Below are 21,385 nucleotides of genomic sequence, written 5' to 3' on the forward strand. Positions count from 1 at the left end.
GGGGGGGGGGGGGCGGGTCTTCGGCTTGACGAGCCGGTCGCTTGGGTCTCACTGGCCTAGCCATGTGATCACCCCAAGTGACTGGGAGTACAGTCATGTGACAGGTAGACTGGTCATATGCGATTTGAGGCTGCGTTCGGGGGCTTGATCCCGGGTGCGAGCGGGGCGGTGCTGGCCGTGCTGCTGCGTACGGGTGTTCCGCTGACCGGGCGGCAGGTGCATGGCCTGGTCCGCGATCAGTGCAGCCTGTGGTCGGTTCAGCAGGCGCTGGCCTCCCTCGCCGATCTCGGTGTGGTGGAGGGCCGCGCTGTGGGCCGGGCGATGGTTCACACGATCAATGAGGACCATTACGCCATCCAGCCTTTGCGGGTCCTGCTCGATCCGATTGCTGCGCTGCGGGAGGCGGTTCGGGCTGTGGTCGGGTCGAGTGTCGATGCGGTGGTCCTGTTCGGGTCGGTGGCGCGGGGGGAGGCATCGGCCGAGAGTGATGTCGACTTGGCCGTCGTTGCGCCCTCGGGCTGGGAGGGTCGGACGGAACTGGAAGACGTGGTCCGCGCTCGGCTGGGCAACGACTGTGATGTGCTGGTGTTCACACCGGAGGAGTTCGGTCGGCTCGCCGGCAGCGGCGAGGAGCCGGTCGTCGCTCAGATCGTCGCTGACGGGGTGGTTCTGCTCGGGTCGCTCCCGCAGGCGACGGTTGGTGTGGCGTGATGGCGACGCTCGAACACCGCAATCACGCACGAAGCTTCCTGAGGAAAACCGAGGAGTACCTGGCCTCCGCGGAGGCCAATCTGAATGCGGAGCGGTACACCGTTGCTGCGGGGGATGCCATCCATGCGGGCATCTGCGCCAAGGATGCCATCGTCACTCAACTCACCGGTTCGACGGTGAAGGGCAAGGATCACGCGCTCGCCGCGAAGGAGCTTCGTTGGGCACTGGGGCAGCGACCGGACGCGGCCGGTGCCGAGAAGGGACTCCGCGAACTGGTGTCGAACAAGGCTGACGTTGAGTACGGCGTCAGCCTCATGTCTGCTGTGAAGGCTGAGGCGCTCGTCCGTCGCGCTCGGAGCCTGGTCGAGATCGCCGTCCGCGTCGTCCGACTCAACGGGTGATGGCGACCCCCAGATGCCGAGCTCCCGTGCCGGCTGCACGGTTGCTACGTGTTCGCCTGTCCCGTTCCATGGCGCCGAGGATGCTGCCGTTCTGCGCCAATCTTGGGATTGCCGTTGACAGCAACGCGCGCTGTGGCGCCTCTACACAATTCCCCACGACGAGGTGACGACATGGCTCAGGCCCATCAAAAGACCTTGTCAGGAGGCCATTCTCGGGGCGACTGGGCCATGAATCCGTTGCCCATTTCCGCGGCTGATCTTGGGTAGAGAACCAACTCGCGTCGGAGCCTTGTGGCGGGGTCAGTGCGGGGCTCCGGGTGCCACCGGAGTCCACAGCCGGTCGATGGGCATGACGTGGAGTCGGTTGGCGTAGGTGTAGGAGCGGGTTCCGGTGGTGAGGATGATCCCGGCGGCGAACCGCGGTCCGAGGGCGTCGCGGAGTTGAGCCAGACCGCGAAAGTCGCCGCCCGGCGCCCGTTCGCTGGCTTTGACCTCGAACGCAACGACTGTGCCGTCGTCGTACTCGATGACCACGTCGACTTCGGCACCGTCGCTTGTCCGCCAGTGGCCTAGGGTGACGGGCTCGTCGAGCCAGGAAGCCTGCTTGCGGATCTCCCCGACGACGAAGGTCTCAAGCAGGTGCCCGAAGTCGGTGAGTGATGCCGGGTCGAGTCGTGTGAGCTTGTCAGGCGTGAGTCGCAGCAGCCGGGCGGCCAGTCCGGAGTCGACGACGTGGACCTTGGGTTTGACGCTGACCCGTGAGCGCAGGGTCTTGCCCCACGCCGGTAGCCGTACCACGAGGAAGAGGTCCTCGAGCAGCCGCAGGTGACCCTCTACGGTGGCTCGACTGACGCCGAGCCTCTCAGCAGCAGCAGAGACGTTGAGCAGTTGCCCGGTTTGTGCCGCAGTCAGACCCAGCAGGTCGGTCATTGCCTGTCGTTCACGGATTCGGCTCAACTCCAGGGCGTCCCGCTCGACCGATGCTCGCACGAAGTCATCGAACCATCGGGCTCGGGCCGCGCCGGAACGTCGCAGGGCCAAGGGCAGGCCCCCGGCGCAGACACGCTCCACGTATTCCTGGCGCGTGGTCGTTGAGGAGGGGATCCGGCCGACGACACCCTCAGGGTCGGCAGGCAACACCTCGATGAGGTTCTCGCTCACCCCGGCGATCTCACCTTGGGACAGCGGCCAGATGGTCAGGGAGTGCAACCGTCCCGTGAGAGCCTGCGCCGTGGCGGGCAGGGCGTCCTGCCGGGTCGATCCAGTGATCACGGCGGTTCCGGGTAGGCTGCCCTCTCGATTCAGCCTCGCTTTGAGCGCATCCAGGATGTCGGGCACCCGCTGGTACTCGTCGACACACACTGGTGCCGCACCACCGACGACCGAGGCCAGGTTCCCCACGACCGCTTCGCGCACCTCGACGTCGTCCAGGTCGAGAACCGATCTCCCCACATCGGCAGCGAACCTGTGCAACACCGTGGACTTACCCACCGAGCGCGGGCCGTGCAGGGCGATCACCGGTTCCACGGCAACCAGCCCCGTCAGGACTTCACCCACCCTCCGTGGGACGAGCGAGTCGAGGACCATGAGCCCAACCTAGCAGACATGACGCCACGTAGTACGCAAACGCGAACACAGGAACCAAGCAAACATGAGCGCGCGCGGTGTGCAATCTTGAAGGACCGACCATCGGCATGTGGGCGGGGTTCCGACCATCGCCGTCGGCGTCCGACTCTGGGCAACTGAGTGAGCACACGCCCATCGGCATGTCGGTGAATTGACTCGTTCCTACGGCGGCGTCCCCACGTCGCATCTGCGGTCGTCCTGTCCTTCGGCGAGGACAGCGAAGGCAGACAACACACCACCAAGGGTCACGTCGTGCTCCCCAGCCCCTGTGGTGTCAGGTGGCATGAGGCGGGGTGGGGGGCCCCGTGGTGTCGGAAGCTGTCCACCGGCTACGGTCGGCACTCGTTATGCGGGGTGACTGGTTTGTCTGGGCCGATGACAGGAGTCCGCGATGCAGTGCGAGGAGTGCCACTCCAGCGTTCTGCGCTTGCTGTCGCTCTTGCCCGAGCATGTGAAGGAGACTGGCGCCTTCCGCGCCGTCCGGCTGCTGGGGGCGGTCGACACCTCCGATCAGTTCGGACTGGTCAAGCACGGGGGTGAGCCGAACGCAGCGGCCGTTGCCGATGGAGCCCGAGAACCTGCGCCGGTACGCTTCCTCACTCGGTGGCTGGATCTCGGCCTCGGCCTCGGTGTCGATAGCCGCAGGCGGCGACGCCGCGGCGGCTCCCACGCTCGCGGCCCCTTTCATCGACTGGCTGTCGGCCCTGCGGTCAACCAACCTCTCAGCGGTGGCCCGTGGATGCCGGCCGCCTATGCTGAGGGACAATCATGGACGCGAGATCCGCGCGGGTCTCGCGTGCTGAGCCATTCCCCACGCATTCCCCACGGCAAGGAGACGACATGGCTGAAGCCCATCAAAATACCTTGTCAGGAGGCCGTCATCGGCTGACAGAAGAGAGCTTCAACTCCTCTCTCGCACACAAAAGTGCCTCTGACTAGGGCAAATACCGGGAATCGGCGAGAGGTGAAAACCTCTCGCCGATTCTCTGTTTCTTGGGGCTGGATCCGCCTGTGGCAAGGGGCTCATGCTGGGTGGGGTGGTCCGGGTGGCTGTCGGGGGGGTCTCGTGCGGTGTTGGGGGGGGCTGGTTCCCCACGGGTTCCCCATGGGGAATGGCGTGGTCTCCTGGGGCTGTGGAGGCTCGCCGGCGTGCCGTCTCTGGGGTTTGTGTGTCCGCTGACCGGTGCCGGGGTGGCCGGGTGTCTGGCCGTGTTGCCGCTGTCGTGATCGGGTTGACATGGCTCACGGAGGGACTGACTTTCGGCCAGACTCTGGGGCGTGTGGGCCGCAGGTGATCCAGGGCGCCTGTGATACTACGGCTTGTCGTTCTCGCTGGGGGTGCGGTGTGGTCGGCGCATTGCCGCGTCGGGGTTGGGGGAGTGTCGCGGCGGCTGGCTCGTTGGTGCGCGGGTTGTGTTTGGCGGTGTCGGTGGCGTTGATCACTGGGTTGGGTGTCGCGTCGCCGGCTCGGGCGGATGACCCGGAGGACACGCCGCCCGCGGATGTGTTGGTGCGGCCGGATTGGGTCTCAGCCTCGGTGCAGCCGCGCATCGGCCAACCCTCCCAGGCCCGCCGTTTCGGCCAGCCGCAGGACTGGGATCAGCCCGGCCGACCCGATCAGGTTCGGGTCATCGAAGACCGCTGATGCCGCTGCCGGTGTATGAGAGAGTTGCACCTACGAGATGTCCCTTGTGGTCAGGTCGAACGGAAGCCTCAAGAACTTCGATTCTCCTGCACCACAAGGGACTTCTCATGCTCCGACCCGCACGCAACCCGCTACAACCTCAACCCCATCGGTGGATCCGGGATAAGGAACCCTCCACGATTTCGGGGGAACCACACACGGCGGCTTCGACACGAAGTGCGCCAATGGCAACAAGGAGGACCTCACCACGGTGATCTCCAACATGCCGACCGGGGACCTCACCGTCCTCGACGCCTACTACGACTTCCGTCTGGCAGTCACCGGCAAGGGCAAGGGCAAGGGCAAGGGCAAGGGCAAGCGCTGACGCTCTGCTCGTAGCACTGGCACGAGGGGCCGGGTCCGCGTTGCGGGCCCGGCCCCTCGTGCTGACCACCCTGGACCCGCCCGCTCCGGCACCCTTCAGCTCGGACCGCCGTGCCGCACCTCGAGATAGGCGAGGACGGCTCGCACTCGGCGGTGCTCCGAAGGGCCGCCCTCGCTGAGACCGAGCTTGGCGAGGATGCTGCCGACGTGGGACTCCACGGTGCGCTCGGCGAGGACGAGCCGAGCCGCGATGCCCGGGTTGGCCAGGCCCTCGGCCATGAGCGCGAGCACCTCGAGCTCGCGCGGCGTCAGCGCGGAAAGGGAGTCGCGGCCCCCCGCGAGCAGCCGCGCGACGACCTCGGGGTCGAGCGCCGACCCGCCGGCGGCGACCCGGGTCAGCGCGTCCACGAACTCGTCGACGTCGAGCACCCGGTCCTTGAGCAGGTATCCGAACCGGCCGGTCGCGACGAGCTCGACCGAGAGCCGGGTCTCGACGTGCTGGGACAGCAGGAGTACCCCCACCTCGGGGGTGCGCCGGCGCACCTCGGCCGCGACCTCGGCCCCGTCGTGCGCGTGGTTCGGGGGCATCCGAACGTCGAGCACCGCGACGTCGGGCCGGTGCTCGAGGATGGCGGCTAGCGCGCCCGGCGCGTCGGCGGCCGTGGCGACCACCTCGTGCCCGAGCTCGCCCAGCAGCGCCGACAACCCCTCGCGGAACAGGGCGGAGTCCTCGCCGATCACGATCCGCACGGGATGACCGCCTCGATCGCCGTGCCCTGTGCGAGTGGGCTGCTCACCGCGAGCGACCCGCCGTGGGCGTGCACGCGGTCCCGCAGCCGGGCCAGGCCCGACCCTGGCACGAGCCGCGCCCCGCCGGCCCCGTCGTCGCGCACCACGACCCGCAGCTCCTCGTCCTCGTGTCGCACGTCGATCGCGATCCGGGACGCGCCGGCGTGCTTGACGGCGTTCGCGACGCCCTCGCTGGCGACGTAGTACGCAGTGAGGCTGACGTGGTCGGGGATGCCGTTGGCCGAGTACGACACCTCGACGGGCAGTGCACTGGAGCGGGTGAGGTTGTCCAGCGCCGCCGGCAGCCCATCGTCGAGAGAGCTCGGCCGCAGGCCGTGGGCGATCGCGCGCAGTTCGCCCACCGCGTCCGCGATCTCGGTGACGGCGCTGTCGACGAGGGCGTCGAGGTCGACCGGCGCCCCCGAGGCGGCATGCCGCTGGGCCACCCGCAGACGCATGCCGAGCGAGACGAGCCGCTGCTGGGCACCGTCGTGCAGGTCGGTCTCGAGCCGCCGCCGCTCCTCGTACCCCGCCTCCAGCAGTCGCTCCCGGGTCGCCTCGACCTCGACGAGCGCCTCGGCGAGCTCCTGCCGCAGCCGTACCTGATCGGCGAGCAGCCCACTGGCCGTGAGGATCTCACTCGGCACGACCGCACACCGCGGCCCGGGCACGACGACCCCGACATCGTGTCCACCAGAACGGATCGGCTGACCGCCCGCCTCCTCGACCGGGCGGCCCGCGACGTCGAGGTATGCGGTGGCACCGGGCCGCCGGTAGCCCACCCGCAGGCCGTCGTCCCGGAGCGCCTCGCGCAGCACCTCCTCGAGCCGCTCCGGCTCGTCGCGCCCGGCGCCCACCCGCTCGGCCAGCGCTGCGACGGCGTCCAGGCCCGCGGCCCGGCGCGGGTGCAGCCGCCGCCCGAGAACCCGGAGCAGGAACGAGCGGGCCGGCAGGAGGGCGAGCATCACCGCGACGGTCGCGACGACGGCGGCGGTGACCGAGTCCGCGCCGAGGGTGCGGCCGAGGACGGCGGACACCGTCGCATACCCGACGAGGACGCCGACGGTGAGGATCGAGTACACCCCGGCGAGCACGATCGCCCGGTCGACGTCATAGAGGTCGTGGCGCAGGATCGCGACGAACGTCGCCGCCGGCATCGCGACGTTGAACGCGACGAGACCGACGACGACCGGCTCGGGCCCGCCGGTGACGAGATAGCCGACCCAGCACAGCACGAGCGTCACGGGCAGCAGCCCCGCGGCGAGCAGCATCCACCGCAGCTGGGCGCGGGCCCGAGGGTCGGAGGCCGCGGCGTGCCGTCGCCAGAGTGAGACCCCCGCCCCGATGAGGACGGCGAGGAAGATCGGCAGCAGTCCGAGCGAGACGTAGCCGACGGCGTGGGTGCCGAGCGGCCGGGGCCAGTCATCGAGCGGCGGCATGAGCGGGCCGGGGATGACCGCGGTGAGCAGGTTGAAGAGCACCGGGATCACGAGCAGCGCGACTGCGCTCGCCCGCCCGAGCCGACCCCAGGGCCGGCCGTCGGGGAAGAGGACGACGACCATCGCATACGGCACGAACCACGCCATCCACACGCCCTGGGTGAGGACCCAGAGGAGCGGGCTCGCGGGCAGCGCGCTCGGCTCGGCGGCGAGGGCGTCCTGCCAGGTGCCGTGCGCGTTGATGAGGGCGATCCCCGTGCCGGCGGAGGTGAGCCAGGTGCCGACCCAGTTGCCCGGGTCGTGGCGGATCGCGAGGTAGCCGGCCGTCAGGGGCGCCGCGACGACGACCCACGACAGCGCGGTGATCGCGGCGTCGGCCCGGCCCCCGAGGTCCATCGTCGCCCAGATCGAGAGGACGAGCAGCACCGCTGTGGCGGCCCACAGGGCCACCGTCACGCGTTTGGGCCAGGGCACAGAGCACACGCTAGGGCCGCGGCGGCGGCCGTGTCATCCGTGCGGGCACGCAGACCGGCGTCGGTGGTCGCCCGGGCGACTAATTCGGTATGCGCCACGAGGCTTTCGCAGTCACGTATCGACAGGCTGGGACTCGGCTCGAGATCCGCTCGACGCCGGATCGACGCGTTCACAGTCATAGGAGACCGACATGTCCGAGACCCTCGCTCCCGCTCCCTCTCCCTCGTCCAGGGCGGCCGCTGTGTCACCCGATGCGCCGGCCGCGGTGCCCGTGTCGACGCGGCGGGATATGCGCCGGACCTGGCGCATCCTCGCCGCGGTCGTCATCCCGCTCGGGCCGCTTGCGGTGACCTTCATGCGGTGGGTGATGCCGTACTGGACCGATGAGTCGCCGGAGGCCGGGGTCGCCGCGATCGCCGACGACCTCGGCGGGATCGCCGCGCTCAACTGGCTCGCCCTGTTCGGGTACCCGTTCATGCTGCTCGGCGCGCTCGCGCTCGGCTTCGCCCTGCGCCGGCGGGTGCCCGTGCTGGCGACGCTCGGCTCAGGGGTGCTCTTCACCGCATACGCGCTCGGGGCCATGGTCGGCGCCAGCGACGTCGTCGCCGAGGCGATGCTGCGGGCCGGCTACGACGAGGCGAGCACCGTCGATGTGACGACTCTCGTCATGGACCACCCCACCGGTCTCGTCGGCATCCTCGCCTTCGTCTTCGGGCACCTGCTCGGGCTCGTCCTGCTCGGGATCGCTGTCATCCGATCCGGGCTCGTGCACTGGTGGGTCGGCGCCCTCATCATCGTGGCCCAGCCGGTGCACGTCATCTCCGCCGTCGTCGTCCCCAGCCGGGCACTCGACGTCATCGGCGGCTGGGGTGCGACGACGCTGGGCTTCGCGATCGTCGCGCTCGCCGTGCTGCGGATGAGCGACGACGAGTGGGACGCCCCGCCGTTGCCGCGCGAGGACGCGACGCCATGAAGCAGGCCCCTCGCCCGCCCCGGCGGCTCAGGTCTCGCCGGCGTGGCGGGTGGGCAGACGTACCCGCACCAGGGTGCCCTCGGGTCCGGACTCGATGGTGATCTCGCCGGAGTGGCGTCCGACGACGATCCGGCGCGAGATGTCCAGCCCCAGCCCGGTCCCCTTCCCCACCTCCTTGGTCGTGAAGAACGGCTCGAAGGCGTGCGCGCTGACCTCCGTCGGCATCCCGTGGCCGGTGTCGCTGATCTCGACGACGACCCAGTCCCCGCCGTCGAGGCGAGCCGACACCCCCAGGGTTCCGGGGCCCTCCATGGCGTCGATGGCGTTGTCCACCAGGTTGGTCCACACCTGGTTGAGCTCACCGGCCATGGCCTCGATCGGAGGCAGGCCGGGTGCATACCGCTTCTGGACCTGTATGCGGTCGCCCAGCTTGTGCGCCAGCATCACCAGGGTGCTGTCGAGACCCTCGACGAGGTCGGTGGTCTGCAGGGAGGCGCGGTCCATCTGGGAGTAGGACCGGACGGCGGCGACGAGGGTGGAGATGCGCCGGGTCGCCTCCTTGACCTCGCGCAGCAGTGCCGCGTTGGCGAGGGAGGCGCCCACCCACTCCATCGCGGGGCCGAGGGCGGCACAGGGAAGGCCCCGGGCGACCTCCTCGCACCACTCGACATCCGCCCCGGCGGCCGCCAGCGCCGGCGCGATCTCCCAGTCCCGGTCCACCTCGTGGTCCACCAGCCACTCGGAGAGCTCGTCCTCGCGGTCGGCCAGGGCGATGGCCGTGGGCGCCGGCTCGTCACCGCTGTCGCTGACGCGCAGCCGGAGGTCGTTGAGGACGGTGAACTGCTCCGGGGAGATGCCGGTCGCGGCGAGGTGGGACAGCGCGACGAGCAGGGCGGTGGAGGTGCTCTGGAGGGTGTCCGCCGCGCGCGTCGCCGCAGACGCCGGGTTGTTGAGCTCGTGCGCGAGACCGGCGGAGAGGGTGCCGAGGGCGACGAGGGCTTCGCGCTGGCGAGCGGTCGACTCGATCCGGCGGACGGTGTTGACGAGTCCGTGGATGAAGTGCAGCCCGAACGGGAACCACTGCTCGGCCAGCCGGCGCAGCTGCGCGGACTCCACGCGCAGCACCCGTCCGGGGGACTCGGCACGGCCGGTGGCGAAGTAGACGCCGAACTCGTCCCAAGCTGCGAACCCGCCGGCCCACTGCCCCGGGCTCGTCATGTGGCCGAACACCGACTGCTCGGTGCCCACCTGCCGGACGAGCGCGATGCTCCCCTCGAGCAGGACCCACCAGTTGTCCGCCGGCCGCTGCTCCTCGAAGAGCACATCTCCGCGCTCCACCATCTTCTCCGTGGCAGCCGCCAGCAGCTCCTCCAGCTGGGCGTCGTCGAGGCCGTCGAAGAGGGGCAGGGCCCGCAGCTCGCGGATGTCCATCAGACGCTCGCCAGGTAGCGGTGGACGAGGTAGACCGACATCGCACCCTCGCCGACGGCCGACGCCACGCGTTTCATCGAGTCCAGCCGGACGTCGCCGGCGGCGAAGACGCCTGGGACGCTCGTCTCGAGCGCGAAGGGCGCTCGGGTCAGCGCCCACCGGTCGGGCGGGTCGGCCTGCTGGAGGTCCTCCGGGCCGGTGACGAGGAACCCCTTGTCGCCGCGGACGACGGTGTCGTCGAGCCAGTCGGTGCGGGGGAGGGCGCCGATGAAGACGAAGAGCCAGTTCGTCACCTCGTCGTGCTCATCCCCGGTGGTCCGGTCGGCCAGCGTGACTCTCTCGAGATGGTCCTCGCCGTGCGCCGCGACTACCTCGGTCCGGTAGCGGACCTCGACGTTGTCCGCCGACTCGATCCGGGCGATGAGGTACTGCGACATCGACGCCTCTAGGCTGTCGCCGCGTACGAGCATGACGACGCGGGAGGCGACCTTGGCGAAGTTGAGCACGGCCTGGCCGGCCGAGTTCGCCGCCCCGACGACGTGCACGGTCTGCCCGGCCGTCTGCGCCGCCTCGGCGGCGGAGGCGCCGTAGTAGACGCCGCGCGACCCGAGCCGCTCGGCGCCCTCGGCCGCCAGTCGCCGGTAGGACACACCCGTCGCGACGAGCACGGCCCGGCTCTCCACCTCCCCGCCATCGGCGAGTCGCACCGCGTGGACGGGGCCGCGCTGCTCCAGGCCCACGACCTCCTGGGCCAGGACGGTCTCGGCGCCGAAGCGCGCCGCCTGGGCGACGGCCCGATGGGTGAGGTCGGACCCGGAGACGCCCTTGGGGAAGCCGAGGTAGTTCTCGATCGCCGCGCTCTGCCCGGCCTGACCGCCGGGGGCGTCCCGTTCGACGACGACGGTGCGCAGCCCCTCGGAGGCGGCGTAGACGGCGGCGGCGAGTCCGGCCGGTCCGCCGCCGACGATGCAGAGGTCGTAGAGCGGCTGCTCCGCGCGGGTCCGCAGGCCGAGCGCCTCGGCGAGCTCGACGCTGGTGGGGGAGCGCAGCGGCCCACCCTCGGGGAGGAGGACGAGTGGGAGGTCGGCGACGTCCGCGCCGGCGAGGTCGAGCAGGCGCCTGGCCTCGTTGTCCCGCTCGAGGTCGAGCCAGACGTAGGGGATGTGGTTGCGGGCGAGGAACATCTTGACGTCGTAGCTGCGGTCAGACCACAGGTGCCCCACGACGCGCACCGTGCCCTCGCCGTCGCGGTGGGTCTGCCGCCACGCCGCGAGCAGGTCGTCGACGACGGGATAGAGGGACTGCTCGGGAGGTTCCCAGGGCTTGAACATGTAGTAGTCCAGGCCGATGTCGTTGATGGCCCGGATGGCGACGTCGGTGTCCGCGTATGCGGTGAGGAGCAGGAGCTTGGTGTCCGGCGAGGTCTCGCGCACCGCGGCCATGAGCTCGATGCCGGTCATACCGGGCATGCGCTGGTCGGAGACGAGCAGGGCGACGGGCCGGTCGCGCAGGGCGAGCTCGGCCATCGTCGCCAGGGCCTCGTCCCCGGAGTCGGCCCGTGCTGTCGGCGAGCTCGGTGCTCGTCTACGCGAATCTCGCTCGCTGTGGACGACTGCATATTGCGCTGGGTGAGAGCCGGTGTTCCGTTGTGGGGTGAGCCAGTGTTCCGTTGACGGCTGGGCCATGGTGACGCCGCGGTCGGCCGCGGTTTCGCGTGTGGGAGGTTCGTCGGGTCCGTGCCGTTGGGGCACGGTCGTGACGAGAGGGGTCGCCTTCAATGGTCGACTACAAGAGGATTCTTCAGCTTCGTGCTGAGGGGGTGAGCCAGCGCGGGATCGCTGACGCGTTGGGGTTGGGCTGTGTCAAGTTTCGTGGACAGGTGTTTTGTTGGTCAGGCCGCGGCTGCGGTCTGAGGGCGGTGGGCGGCGTGGACCGCGGCTGGGGTTTGGTAGTCGAGGGTGGAGTGGCGGCGGCGTCGGTTGTAGAACACCTCGATGTATTGCATGACGTGGAGCCTGGCTTGGGCTCGGGTCGCGAACCTGTGCCGGTAGTACATCTCGTTCTTCAGCATCGAGAACCACGATTCGGCCACCGCGTTGTCGTGGCACGATCCGGTCCGCCCCACCGACAACCGCACCCCGAGTTGGGCGGCGAGGGCGGCGTAGTCGGCTGAGGTGTACTGAGATCCGCGGTCCGAGTGGAAGATCGCTCCAGGGGCGAGGTGTCCGTGGGTGTGGGCCATCCGCAGAGCGGCGCTGATCAGTTCGGTGCGCATGTGCTCGGCCATTGCCCAGCCGACCACCATCCGGGAGTGGAGATCGATCACGGTGGCCAGGAACAGCCACCCCTCGCCAGTGCGCAGGTAGGTGATGTCACCGACCAGCTTGGTCCCTGGCGTGTCGGAGGTGAAGTCGCGTTTGACCAGGTCAGGGCGCTGTTCGGCGTCGTCGGCGGGGATCGTGGTGCGTTTCTTCGTCCGCGGCTGGATGCCGGCGATCCCGGCCTGGCGCATGATCGAGCGCACCATCCCCTCCGAGGCGGGCACGCCGTCGGCGGTCAGGTCAGCGCGTACCCGGCGGTGCCCGTTGATGCCGTTGGAGGCTGTGTGGCTGTCGATCACCGCAGCGGTTACCTCCGCCCGTCGGGTCGCCGCCGGGCCCGGGGTATCGCCTCGCTTCACCCACGAGTAGTAACCGGCCCGCGACACGTGCAGCAGTCGGGTCATCAACTCGACGGTGTGGGTGGCCTTCTCCGCGTGGATCAGCGTGAACTTGTCGGTCACGGTTGCGTCCTGGCGAAGAAGGCCGCGGCTTTTTTCAGGAACGCGTTCTCCTCCGACAGCCGGCGCACCTCGGCCTCCAACGCGGCGAGGCGGGCCGCCTCCACCGGGGGCGGGGCCTTCACCGGGTCGGGGTGCTGTTCCCGGTAGATCTTGACCCAGTAGCCCAGCGAGCTCTCATTGATTTCCAACTCCCGCGCGACCTGCGCGATCGGCCGCTGAGCGACCACCACGAGCTGGACCGCGTCAGCCTTGAACTCCGGGGTGTACTTCCTGCGATTCGATGACATCTCGTCTCGTCGTTCCTTCCTGGTAACGACTGTCCACGAGAAGTGTCACACCCCAGGTGTTCACGTAACACGGTGGCGGGGGCGTTCACGGCGGCCGACTCGGCTGGTGTCGTGTTCGGGCAGGTTGCGGACCTCGGGGCTGACGAGGTCCGCCACCTGTTGCTGCCGGAGCCGGTGAGGCCGGACTCTGGGCGGGCTCCACCAGATTTCGAGTATGTGCACCGGGAGCTGGGTCGGCCGTCGGTGACATTGCTGGTGTTGTGGAACGAGTACGTGGCGAAGTGCCGCTCGACGGGCGAGGTGCCGTACCAGTATTCGTTCTTCAACGAACAGTACCGCCGCTGGCTTCAAGATGTCCCTTCCCGATGGGGGTGTTTGGTGGGTCAGGGCCCGAGGAGTGCGAGGGGGACGATGGCGATGCCGTCGGGGCGGCGGTAGGCGTGTTGGCCGGTGTTGATGATCATCCGGTCGACGAGGCGGTCGCCGAGTTGTTGACCGAGCCAGTTGAGGTGTTCGACGTCGGCGGGTCTGATGGTGTCGGTGAGTTTGACTTCGATCGCGACCGTGGAGCGGTCTGGCGCCTCGATGATGAGGTCGATTTCGTGGTTTGTGTTCTTGGTGCGCAGGTGCCCGATGCGGGCGTCGGTTGCTTCGGCGTAGACGCGCACTGATTGGGCGGCCAGGGACTCGAACAGTGCCCCGAGCCAGGTGCCGGTGGCGGCGTGGACGCGGTTGCCCTGTCCGCGGAGCAGGCCGGCCTTGCCGACGCCAATGAGGCGGGCGGCCAGGGCGGGGTCGACCAGGTGGTGTTTGGGGGAGTGGGTGAGTCGCTTCAGGGGCGCGAACGCGGGCGTCCATGCCTCGATGGGGTCGAGCAGGAAGATCCGTTGGAGGTGTTGGCGGTAGATGTCTGCGGTTTGCCTGGCGGGTTTGTCGCCCTCGCCTGGGGTGGCGGCCGCCAGGATGGTGGCGTAGGTGGCGTCGGTGGCTGTCGCGGCGGCGTAGGCCGTCAGCCACGCCCGCAGGGCTGCGGGACGCCGGACGTTCACGCCGCTGTCGGGCAGCTCCCGGTCGACGATGCGGGTGAGGTAGCTGTCGAGTTGGACCTGTCGGGCGCGTTCGGGCAGGTCGCGGATCCCGGGGAACCCGGACCGGAGGATCTCGTCGGTGTAGCCGGGCAGGTCCACTGGTGAGGTCCCGGTGATCGTAGGCCGGCTCCCGGTGAGCATGTCGCGCAGGGACACGCATGGTTCGGCCACACCGCGCTCGCTGAACGTCAGTGGCCGCATCGTCAGGCTGACGATGCGGCCGGCCCCGGAGTGCACCCGCACCCCGGGTGCCACCGCGGCGGAACCGGCGAGCAGGAAGCGGCCTCCGGTGGGGTCGTCGTCGACCGCACGCCGGACCCGGTCCCACACGTCGGGTTCGAGTTGCCACTCGTCGAGGAGTAGCGGGCCGGGGACTTCGGTGACAAGGTCCAGATGGCTGGTCACGGCTGTTCGCTCGTTGGGGTTGTTGAGCGACAACACCGTGGTGACCCGCTGGGTGGCGGTCGCGGTCTTGCCCACGCCCTTGGCTCCCTCGAGGGCGATGGCGGCCAGGTGAGGGAAGAGGTCGTCGAGGCTCTTGTCCACGATCCTGCGTCGATAATCCACGCCGCTGACTCTAACAGGTGGGCAACCTTCTATCTAACAACTCGACGCTTGGATAACTAACATCTGGACACCCCAGGGGATCGTCCTGTCGTCAAAGGGTGGTCGCGACGCCCCGTCCGGCGACCCGGCCCTCCGATGCTGAGTTCGGCGGACGGGGACGACCTGAAGCGGCAGTCTCCTGGTGGCTTCGCAGCCCCCTGTCCGCGAGGAGGAGCAGGAGCCCGTTGGGGGGGTATGTCGCGTTCGCTACCCGCCGCAAGGAGGAGGCCATGAACCCCGAGCGCCACCGCCCCGTCACCGGGACGGGATTGTGGCTCCAAGGGCCCGACGTCCACGGGGTCCTGCGGCGACGCGGGCAAGTCGTATGCAGAGATCGTCGAGACTGTGGGAGGGATGACATGGAGGCCGTCGCTGTCACATGCGTGGTTGCCCGAGGGCTCGTGGACGCCTGGGAGGCACTCTCGCTAAGCCTGCCTGGTCCGAGCCGCCCCGCTGTCAGTGTTGCGGTGAACGCCGTGTGCGTTGTGGGCCGCGACGCTGGGCGGCCGTCGGCCTATGCTGAAGGCAGCCATCGCCGCGAGATCACGCGGCTTTGGGTCCGGTGCTATTCCCCACGCATTCCCCCGGCAAGGTGACGAAGTGGCAATCAATCCGCATAAGTCCTTGTCAGGGGGTCATTATCGGCTGACAGAAGAGGGCTTCAACTCCTCTCTCGCGCACAGAAAGTGCCTCTGACTAGGGCAAATACTGGGAATCGGCGAGAGGTGAAACCTCTCGCCGATTCACTGTCTCTGGGTGCTGGTTCGCCTTTGGCGACGGGTGACACCCGGGGACACGGTCCCGCTTGCCGCCAAGGACAGGCTCCTTGCCTGGTTGGGGGGCTCATTCCCCACGGGTTCCCCACGGTGGTGATGCCGGACGGCGAGGACCGCTTGCCGCGGGATTGGCAGGCGAGAATGCGGCCGGCGACCGATCACTTGGTTGCGCCGATTAACCTTGGGCAAAGCACGCCGCAGGCACCTAAGCGGCAGCCCGAGCGCTGGGAGGCGCGATGACCGACCATTTCGACATCGTCGTGATTGGGGCGGGCCCGGCCGGCACAGCGGCCGCGCTCCGGGCGGCCGAGCTGGGTGCGAAAGTGGCCGTCATCGAGGGCGACCGCACCGGCGGAACCTGCGTGAACACGGGCTGCGTTCCGACCCGCGTTCTCGCGAAGGCGGCGCGGATGATGCGGGAGATCCGCACCGCCGAGGCGTACGGGATCGAAGTCGAGCAGCATCCGCTTGACTGGTCGACCACCGTCGCGCGCGTTCAGGAGCGGGTGGACCGGGTGCGCTCCGTCAAGCGTGAGGCGGAGCGGTTCAACGACGCCGGAATCGAGCTCGTGCTCGAGGGCAGGGCGAGGTTCACGGATGCTCACACCGTGGTGGTCGCGTCGGGCCGACGCCTCACCGCCGACGCCTTCATCGTCGGTGTGGGCGGTCACTCTCGCCGGCTCCCGGTGCCTGGGGCAGAGCTCGCGACCGTGCCCGACGAGGTGCTCACGCTGCAGGAGCTCCCCGGCCGGGTAGCCATCATCGGCGCCGGAAATACCGGTGCTCAACTCGCCACGATTTTCAGCTCGTTCGGCTCGCAGGTCACCCTCCTTGACGTCGCGCCGCGCATCCTGATGGCATCCGATGCCCTCATCGCCGAGCATGTTTCACGCGCGTTCGTCGAGCAGGGCATGACTGTGCGCACCGGAATCGACACGATTGCCGGACTCGTGCGCGCCGCGGATGGCTCCATCACCCTGCTCTGGAGCGAGGACGGACGGCCGGAGTCGAGCGGCTTCGACGCCGTGATCATGGCGACGGGATGGCCGGCGGATGTCGATGACCTGGGGCTCGATGCGGCGGGGATAGAGGTGGTGAAGTCCGCAATACCGGTCGACGGGTACTTCCGCAGCGTGGTGCCGCACATCTTCGCGGTCGGTGATGCGAACGGGCGCGACATGCTCGTGCAGGCCGCGCAGTTTGAGGGGGAGGTCGCCGCGGAGAACGCCGTGCTCGACACCAACCGCCGCACCCCGCGTCACCTGTTGCCGGCTGGCGGATTCACCGATCCCGACTATGCCGGCGTCGGCTTCACCGAAGAGCAGGCGCGCGAGCGCGACGCCGAGTGCGTCGTGTGGGTCTTCCCCTATACGGCACTCGATCGGGCGGTGATCGACGACCGTGAGCGCGGATTCCTGAAGCTCATTTCCGATAGGAGGCGCGAGCTCATCCTCGGCGCGCACGCCGTGGGCGAGAACGCGGTGGAGGTCATCCAGTCGGTGACAACGGCGATGGCGGCAGGAATCGACGTGGCGACTCTCGCCGGCGTGAAGTTCGCCTACCCCACCTACAGTGCGGTGATCGGAATGGCGGCCCGTAGTCTGCTCGCTGACAAAACGAAGTCCGAACCCTTCGAGTGAACCCTGCATCCATTCGCCGGCGCGGAACCTGTCATGGTGGATGAGGCCCTCTCGGACTTGGTCCGGTTCGCGCACCGTCGATCACCCCGACGACGTCGGTGACCTTGGCCACCAGGTCGGGGTCGGTGGAGAACTTGAACGTCTCCTTCAACGATGCGGCCACGATCTTGAGGTGGTCGATCCGGCGGGGCCGGCCGCTACGCGCCAGATCATCCAGACCCGTCATGCCCAGCTCGGAGTAGCGGGTGCGCCACTGCAACACGGTCACTTTCGACATCGCCATCCCGCGCGGCAGGCAGCCGGTCACCCTCCAGCATGCACCGATTGCCTGACTCCGCTTCGATCCTGACACCGTCGGCCTCGGGGCAGGTCGATGACCCAGGCGCGCTCGTCGGTGAAGGGTCCCTATGCCTGGATGGGGGTATCGGGCTGATGCTGTCCCCTGTCGACAGCTCTGCGTCCCCGGCTTACCACGCCGATGCGGGGCCGTGGAAGAGCCCGCGGACGAGCCCTGAGTAGGCTGGGCGCCGTGTCGATTCCATCAGCGCCTGAGCCAATTTCAGCACCCTCCTCGGCTGCGGTCGGCAGCGGAGTCGACGCAGACGACCTGGCCGCGACATTGCGGGTCTTGCGCATCATCCACGAGCTCGATGAGGCCCACCCCGATTTCGTGGCCGTCCGGCAGGCGACCAGCAGGATGTTCAAGGCGGTCAAGCACCACCGCCGAGGCGTCAGGCGAGCGGCGATCCAGGACAACGACAAGGCGATCGTCGCCGGGACAGCCACTGGGGCACCCGACCGCATCGATGACGAGACGCGGGGACTGGCGCTCACGTCAGGCGTCGAGGCGCCGACGGCCGGGACGCTCATGAAGGCCCGGCCCTGCTACATCTGCAAGCAGCGGTACACGCTGGTGGACGCGTTCTACCATCAGCTCTGCCCCGCGTGTGCGGCCATGAGTCATATCAAGCGTGGGGCGCGGACGGATCTGGTCGGCAAGCGGGCGCTGCTGACCGGCGGTCGGGCCAAGATCGGCATGCACATCGCGCTCCGGTTGCTGCGCGATGGCGCCCACACCACGATCACCACCCGATTCCCGCGTGACGCGGTGCGACGCTTCGCGGCGATGCCTGACGCCGCCGACTGGCTGCATCGACTGCATGTGGTCGGCATCGACCTGCGTGATCCGTCCCAGGTCATCGCATTGGCCGACGCGGTGGCCGCTCGGGGCCCGCTGGACATCCTGATCAACAACGCGGCACAGACCGTACGACGCTCGGCCGGTTCCTACGCGCCCCTCGTCGACGCCGAGTCGATCCCGGTCCCGGACGGACTGTGGCCCGAAGGACAAGGCCCAGAACTCCTGACGTTCGGGCACACACGAGACCTGCATCCTCTGGCGCTGGCCGAGTCGGTCAAGGCGCACCCGCTGCTCGCGGCGGCGGACGCCGCGGTCACCGGCTCTGCCGCCACTCACGCGGATGCCGAGGCCGCGGCCCGCCACGCCCAGCGCCTGACAGACATGGCTCTGGCTCCGGGCTCGTCGTCGCTGGCGCGTCTGGCCGACGGCTCAGCGATCGACGCGGGAGGGCTCGTTCCCGACCTTCACGACTCGAACAGCTGGGTCCAGGGCGTCGGCGAGGTGGACGCGCTCGAGATGCTCGAGGTGCAGCTCTGCAACGAGACGGCGCCGTTCATCCTCATCAGCCGCCTGCGGCCGCGCCTGGCCGAGGCGGCGAGAAGCGTGGCGAGTGGTCCGGCCCGGGCGTACGTGGTCAACGTGTCAGCGATGGAGGGGGTCTTCGCGCGCGGCTACAAGGGTCCCGGCCATCCGCACACCAACATGGCGAAGGCGGCGGTCAACATGCTGACCCGGACGAGCGCGCGGGAGCTGTTCGAGTCCGACGGCATCCTGATGACCAGCGTCGACACCGGCTGGATCACCGACGAGCGCCCGCACCCCACGAAAGTTCGGCTCGCCGAGGAGGGCTTCCATGCGCCCTTGGATCTGGTCGACGGAGCCGCTCGGGTCTACGACCCGATCGTCCGCGGGCAGGCCGGCGACGACCTGTTCGGCGTCTTCCTGAAGGACTACGCGCCCTCAGGTTGGTAGGCCACGCTCGACAAGGACTCCGCCAGATCGGTTTCGGCATTCTGTTCCCGCCGCGGGCATGCCAGGGCGGCCCTCCCTGGCCGTCATCGTTCGCGGGCCTCCAGTGCCGCCCGGGCGTGTTCAGGCCACCACATTGGCGCCGGTCCCTCGGACGACCACCCACATGTCAGCATCTGCTTGAGGTCATGGCCAGCGGTGTGCCGTCGTTCATGGCCCGAGGAGTGCGAGGGGAACGATGGCGATGCCGTCGGGGCGGCGGTAGGCGAGTTGTTCGGCCAGCCAGTGAGGTGCTCGACGTCGGCGGGTCTGATGGTGTCGGTGAGTTTGACCTCGATCGCGACCGTGGAGCGGTCTGCCGCCTCGACGATCAGGTCGATCTCGTGGTCGGTGTTCTTGGTGCGCAGGTGCCCGGCGCGGGCGTCGGTTGCTTCGGCGTAGACGCGGACCGATTGGGCGGCCAGCGACTCGACCAGTGCCCCTAGCCAGGTGCCGGTCGCGGCATGGACGCGGCTGCCCTGGCCGCGGAGCAGCCCGGCCTTGCCGACGCCGACGAGGCGCACAGCCCGGGCGGGGGACCAGATGGTGCTTGGGGGCGTGCGTGAGTCGCTCCAGTGGCGCGAACGCGGGCGTCCATGCCTCGATGGGGTCGAACAGGAAGATCCGTTGGAGGTGCTGGCGGTAGATGTCGGCGGTCTGCCGGGCTGGCCCCGCTCACTGAGCGTCAGCGGCCGCATTGTCAGGCCGACGATCCGGCCCGCCCCCGAGTGCACCCGCACCCCGGGTGCCACCTCGGCCGAACCGGCCAGCAGGAAGCGGCCTCCTAGATCTGATGCCGGCTACGACACCAGATCTACCAATGAGGTAGCCCAACGCGTGTGACTGCCGCGACCCGGAAACCCCTCGCTCCTGACACCACTGGTCGACGGTGCGCCAAGGAGCGCGACCGGTCAGCGGAACAGGCTGAGCAGGATGCCGCCCACCGCGATGACCCCCGTCACCACGACGAAGACGTTCGTGAGGCGGCCACGGTACCTGGCCAGCGCCGGCACCCTGCTGATCGCGTACATCGGCATGAGGAAGAGCACGATCGCGATCACGGGACCGGACAGCGACTCGATCATCGAGAGGATGCTCGGGTTCAGGACCGCCGCGGCCCACGTGGTGAGGAAGATGAACGCCGCGATCGTGAGCTTCAGGGTCCGGTCGCTGATCTTCGAGCCGTCATGGTCGACGAAGCCCCTCACGATCCCCGCCGCGCCCTCGGCCGCGCCGAGGTAGTGGCCGAAGAAGGACGAGCAGATCGCGGCGATGGCCACGGCCGGTCCGAGGTAGGTGATGAAGGGGTTGCCGTGCACGTTGGCGACGTAGGCGAGGATGGGAAGGTTGGCCGCCCGCGCCTCGGCGAGGCCGGAGGGGCCGAGGCTGAGCGCGCTGGACCAGACGAAGCCCATCGCGAACAGGACCAGCAGGATGGTGGTGCGCTTGAGGATCACGGAGGCCTTATCCGACGCGTGAATCCCGTAGCGCTCCTTCATGGCGAGGGAGAACTGGGAGATGGCCGGCGAGTGATTGAACGCGAACACGAGGACCGGGATCACCATCCATACCGACATCGTCAGGTCGGCCATGGCGGGCAGTTGGAGCATGGAGGCGTCGAGCTGCCAACTCGGGATCAGGTAGAGCGTGATGCCCGTGAGCATGAGGATGAGCGGGTACACGAGCCACTCCGTGACCATGAGCATGATGCGCTGACCAGCCACCATGACGAGCATCATGAGTCCGATCAGAATCCCCGATAGTAGCCAGCGGGGAGGGGACTGCCAGGCCCATCTGGTTGACGATCACGCTGTCGACGGTGTTCGTGATGCCGATGCCGTAGATGAGGACGATGCCGTAGATGAGGACGATGGGGTAGATGGCTGCGAAGTAGAACAGGGTCACGACCTTGCCGGCCCTGTCGCCGAAGAAGTCACGCACCACCACGGTGATGTCGTCGCCCGGCCGGCGTGAGGCGCACACCATGCGCGACAGCGCGCGGTGTGCCAGGTAGGTCATCGGGCCGATGAGCACCGTCACGATGAGGAGGGGCCAGAGGCCTCCCGCGCCCGCGTTGATGGGAAGGAACAGGATCCCGGCGCCGATGGCGGTGCCGAACAGGCTGATCATCCAGCCGGTATCGAACTTCTTCCAGGCGAGGGGGTCGCGGCGGGTCATGTGCTCGTCGTGAAGGGCGGCGGGGGG

The 21,385-nt window shown here is 68.8% G+C and carries 16 protein-coding genes; 6 read left to right on the forward strand and 10 right to left on the reverse strand.

The window, feature by feature from the left end:
- Positions 1-168 precede the first annotated feature (168 nt).
- Positions 169-711, forward strand: a complete 543-nt coding sequence (locus ACZK39_RS16285) for a nucleotidyltransferase domain-containing protein (RefSeq protein ID WP_459055956.1) — start codon at positions 169-171, stop codon at positions 709-711.
- The gene (locus ACZK39_RS16290) at positions 711-1,112 is read left to right on the forward strand and encodes a hypothetical protein (protein ID WP_463613933.1); all 402 of its coding nucleotides are present in this window, start codon (positions 711-713) and stop codon (positions 1,110-1,112) included. The genes ACZK39_RS16285 and ACZK39_RS16290 overlap by 1 nt, the downstream gene beginning before the upstream one ends.
- Positions 1,113-1,412: 300 nt before the next feature.
- On the opposite strand, the gene ACZK39_RS16295 is transcribed toward ACZK39_RS16290, so the two are convergent.
- On the reverse strand, positions 1,413-2,699 hold the full coding sequence (locus tag ACZK39_RS16295; protein ID WP_463613934.1) for an ATP-binding protein: 1,287 nt from the start codon (positions 2,697-2,699) through the stop codon (positions 1,413-1,415).
- Between the two features lie 430 nt (positions 2,700-3,129).
- Here ACZK39_RS16295 and ACZK39_RS16300 point away from each other — a divergent pair, with 430 nt between their 5' ends.
- Positions 3,130-3,627: a hypothetical protein gene (locus ACZK39_RS16300; RefSeq protein ID WP_459055959.1), complete on the forward strand. Its 498-nt coding sequence runs from the start codon at positions 3,130-3,132 to the stop codon at positions 3,625-3,627.
- A 1,215-nt stretch (positions 3,628-4,842) separates the two neighbouring features.
- Here ACZK39_RS16300 and ACZK39_RS16305 read toward each other — a convergent pair.
- Both ACZK39_RS16305 and ACZK39_RS16310 read right to left on the reverse strand, forming a co-directional pair.
- Positions 4,843-5,496 carry a response regulator gene (locus ACZK39_RS16305; RefSeq protein WP_324537105.1) on the reverse strand — a complete coding sequence of 218 codons (654 nt, stop codon included), beginning with the start codon at positions 5,494-5,496 and terminating at the stop codon, positions 4,843-4,845.
- The gene (locus ACZK39_RS16310) at positions 5,484-7,448 is read right to left on the reverse strand and encodes a sensor histidine kinase (protein WP_324537107.1); all 1,965 of its coding nucleotides are present in this window, start codon (positions 7,446-7,448) and stop codon (positions 5,484-5,486) included. Before ACZK39_RS16310 ends, ACZK39_RS16305 begins: the two co-directional genes overlap by 13 nt.
- Positions 7,449-7,638: 190 nt before the next feature.
- Between ACZK39_RS16310 and ACZK39_RS16315 the strand changes: the two genes are divergently transcribed.
- Entirely contained in the window at positions 7,639-8,421 is a 783-nt protein-coding gene (locus ACZK39_RS16315; protein ID WP_459055960.1) for a hypothetical protein, read from the forward strand.
- 27 nt (positions 8,422-8,448) lie between these two features.
- Here the strand turns inward: ACZK39_RS16315 and ACZK39_RS16320 are convergent, their stop codons facing one another.
- From ACZK39_RS16320 to ACZK39_RS16335, 4 genes are all read right to left on the reverse strand, one after another.
- Positions 8,449-9,852 carry a sensor histidine kinase gene (locus tag ACZK39_RS16320; RefSeq protein WP_459055961.1) on the reverse strand — a complete coding sequence of 468 codons (1,404 nt, stop codon included), beginning with the start codon at positions 9,850-9,852 and terminating at the stop codon, positions 8,449-8,451.
- A complete protein-coding gene (locus tag ACZK39_RS16325) occupies positions 9,852-11,537 on the reverse strand; it encodes an NAD(P)/FAD-dependent oxidoreductase (protein ID WP_463613936.1) in 1,686 nt (561 codons plus the stop codon). Before ACZK39_RS16325 ends, ACZK39_RS16320 begins: the two co-directional genes overlap by 1 nt.
- A gap of 206 nt (positions 11,538-11,743) precedes the next feature.
- Positions 11,744-12,921, reverse strand: a protein-coding gene (locus tag ACZK39_RS16330) for an IS3 family transposase (RefSeq protein WP_463613935.1) whose coding sequence is annotated in 2 segments (ribosomal slippage) — positions 11,744-12,663 and positions 12,663-12,921 — 1,179 coding nt in all. Because the reading frame shifts where the segments join, the coding sequence is not laid out codon by codon here.
- 383 nt (positions 12,922-13,304) lie between these two features.
- On the reverse strand, positions 13,305-14,576 hold the full coding sequence (locus ACZK39_RS16335; protein WP_459055964.1) for an ATP-binding protein: 1,272 nt from the start codon (positions 14,574-14,576) through the stop codon (positions 13,305-13,307).
- A gap of 1,051 nt (positions 14,577-15,627) precedes the next feature.
- Here ACZK39_RS16335 and ACZK39_RS16340 point away from each other — a divergent pair.
- Complete coding sequence (locus tag ACZK39_RS16340) at positions 15,628-17,031, forward strand: dihydrolipoyl dehydrogenase family protein (RefSeq protein WP_459055965.1); 1,404 nt, start codon at positions 15,628-15,630, stop codon at positions 17,029-17,031.
- A gap of 31 nt (positions 17,032-17,062) precedes the next feature.
- On the opposite strand, the gene ACZK39_RS16345 is transcribed toward ACZK39_RS16340, so the two are convergent.
- Positions 17,063-17,308 (reverse strand): hypothetical protein, encoded by a 246-nt coding sequence (locus tag ACZK39_RS16345; RefSeq protein ID WP_459055966.1) that lies wholly within the window; start codon positions 17,306-17,308, stop codon positions 17,063-17,065.
- A 252-nt stretch (positions 17,309-17,560) separates the two neighbouring features.
- On the opposite strand from ACZK39_RS16345, the gene ACZK39_RS16350 reads away from it, so the two are divergent.
- A complete protein-coding gene (locus ACZK39_RS16350) occupies positions 17,561-19,144 on the forward strand; it encodes an SDR family NAD(P)-dependent oxidoreductase (RefSeq protein WP_459055967.1) in 1,584 nt (527 codons plus the stop codon).
- Between the two features lie 83 nt (positions 19,145-19,227).
- On the opposite strand, the gene ACZK39_RS16355 is transcribed toward ACZK39_RS16350, so the two are convergent.
- Both ACZK39_RS16355 and ACZK39_RS16360 read right to left on the reverse strand, forming a co-directional pair.
- On the reverse strand, positions 19,228-19,704 hold the full coding sequence (locus ACZK39_RS16355; protein ID WP_459055968.1) for a DUF4143 domain-containing protein: 477 nt from the start codon (positions 19,702-19,704) through the stop codon (positions 19,228-19,230).
- Between the two features lie 387 nt (positions 19,705-20,091).
- Complete coding sequence (locus tag ACZK39_RS16360; RefSeq protein WP_459055969.1) at positions 20,092-20,919, reverse strand: SLC5/6 family protein; 828 nt, start codon at positions 20,917-20,919, stop codon at positions 20,092-20,094.
- Positions 20,920-21,385: the final 466 nt, after the last annotated feature.

The organism is Tessaracoccus luoxuelianae, from assembly GCF_055326245.1.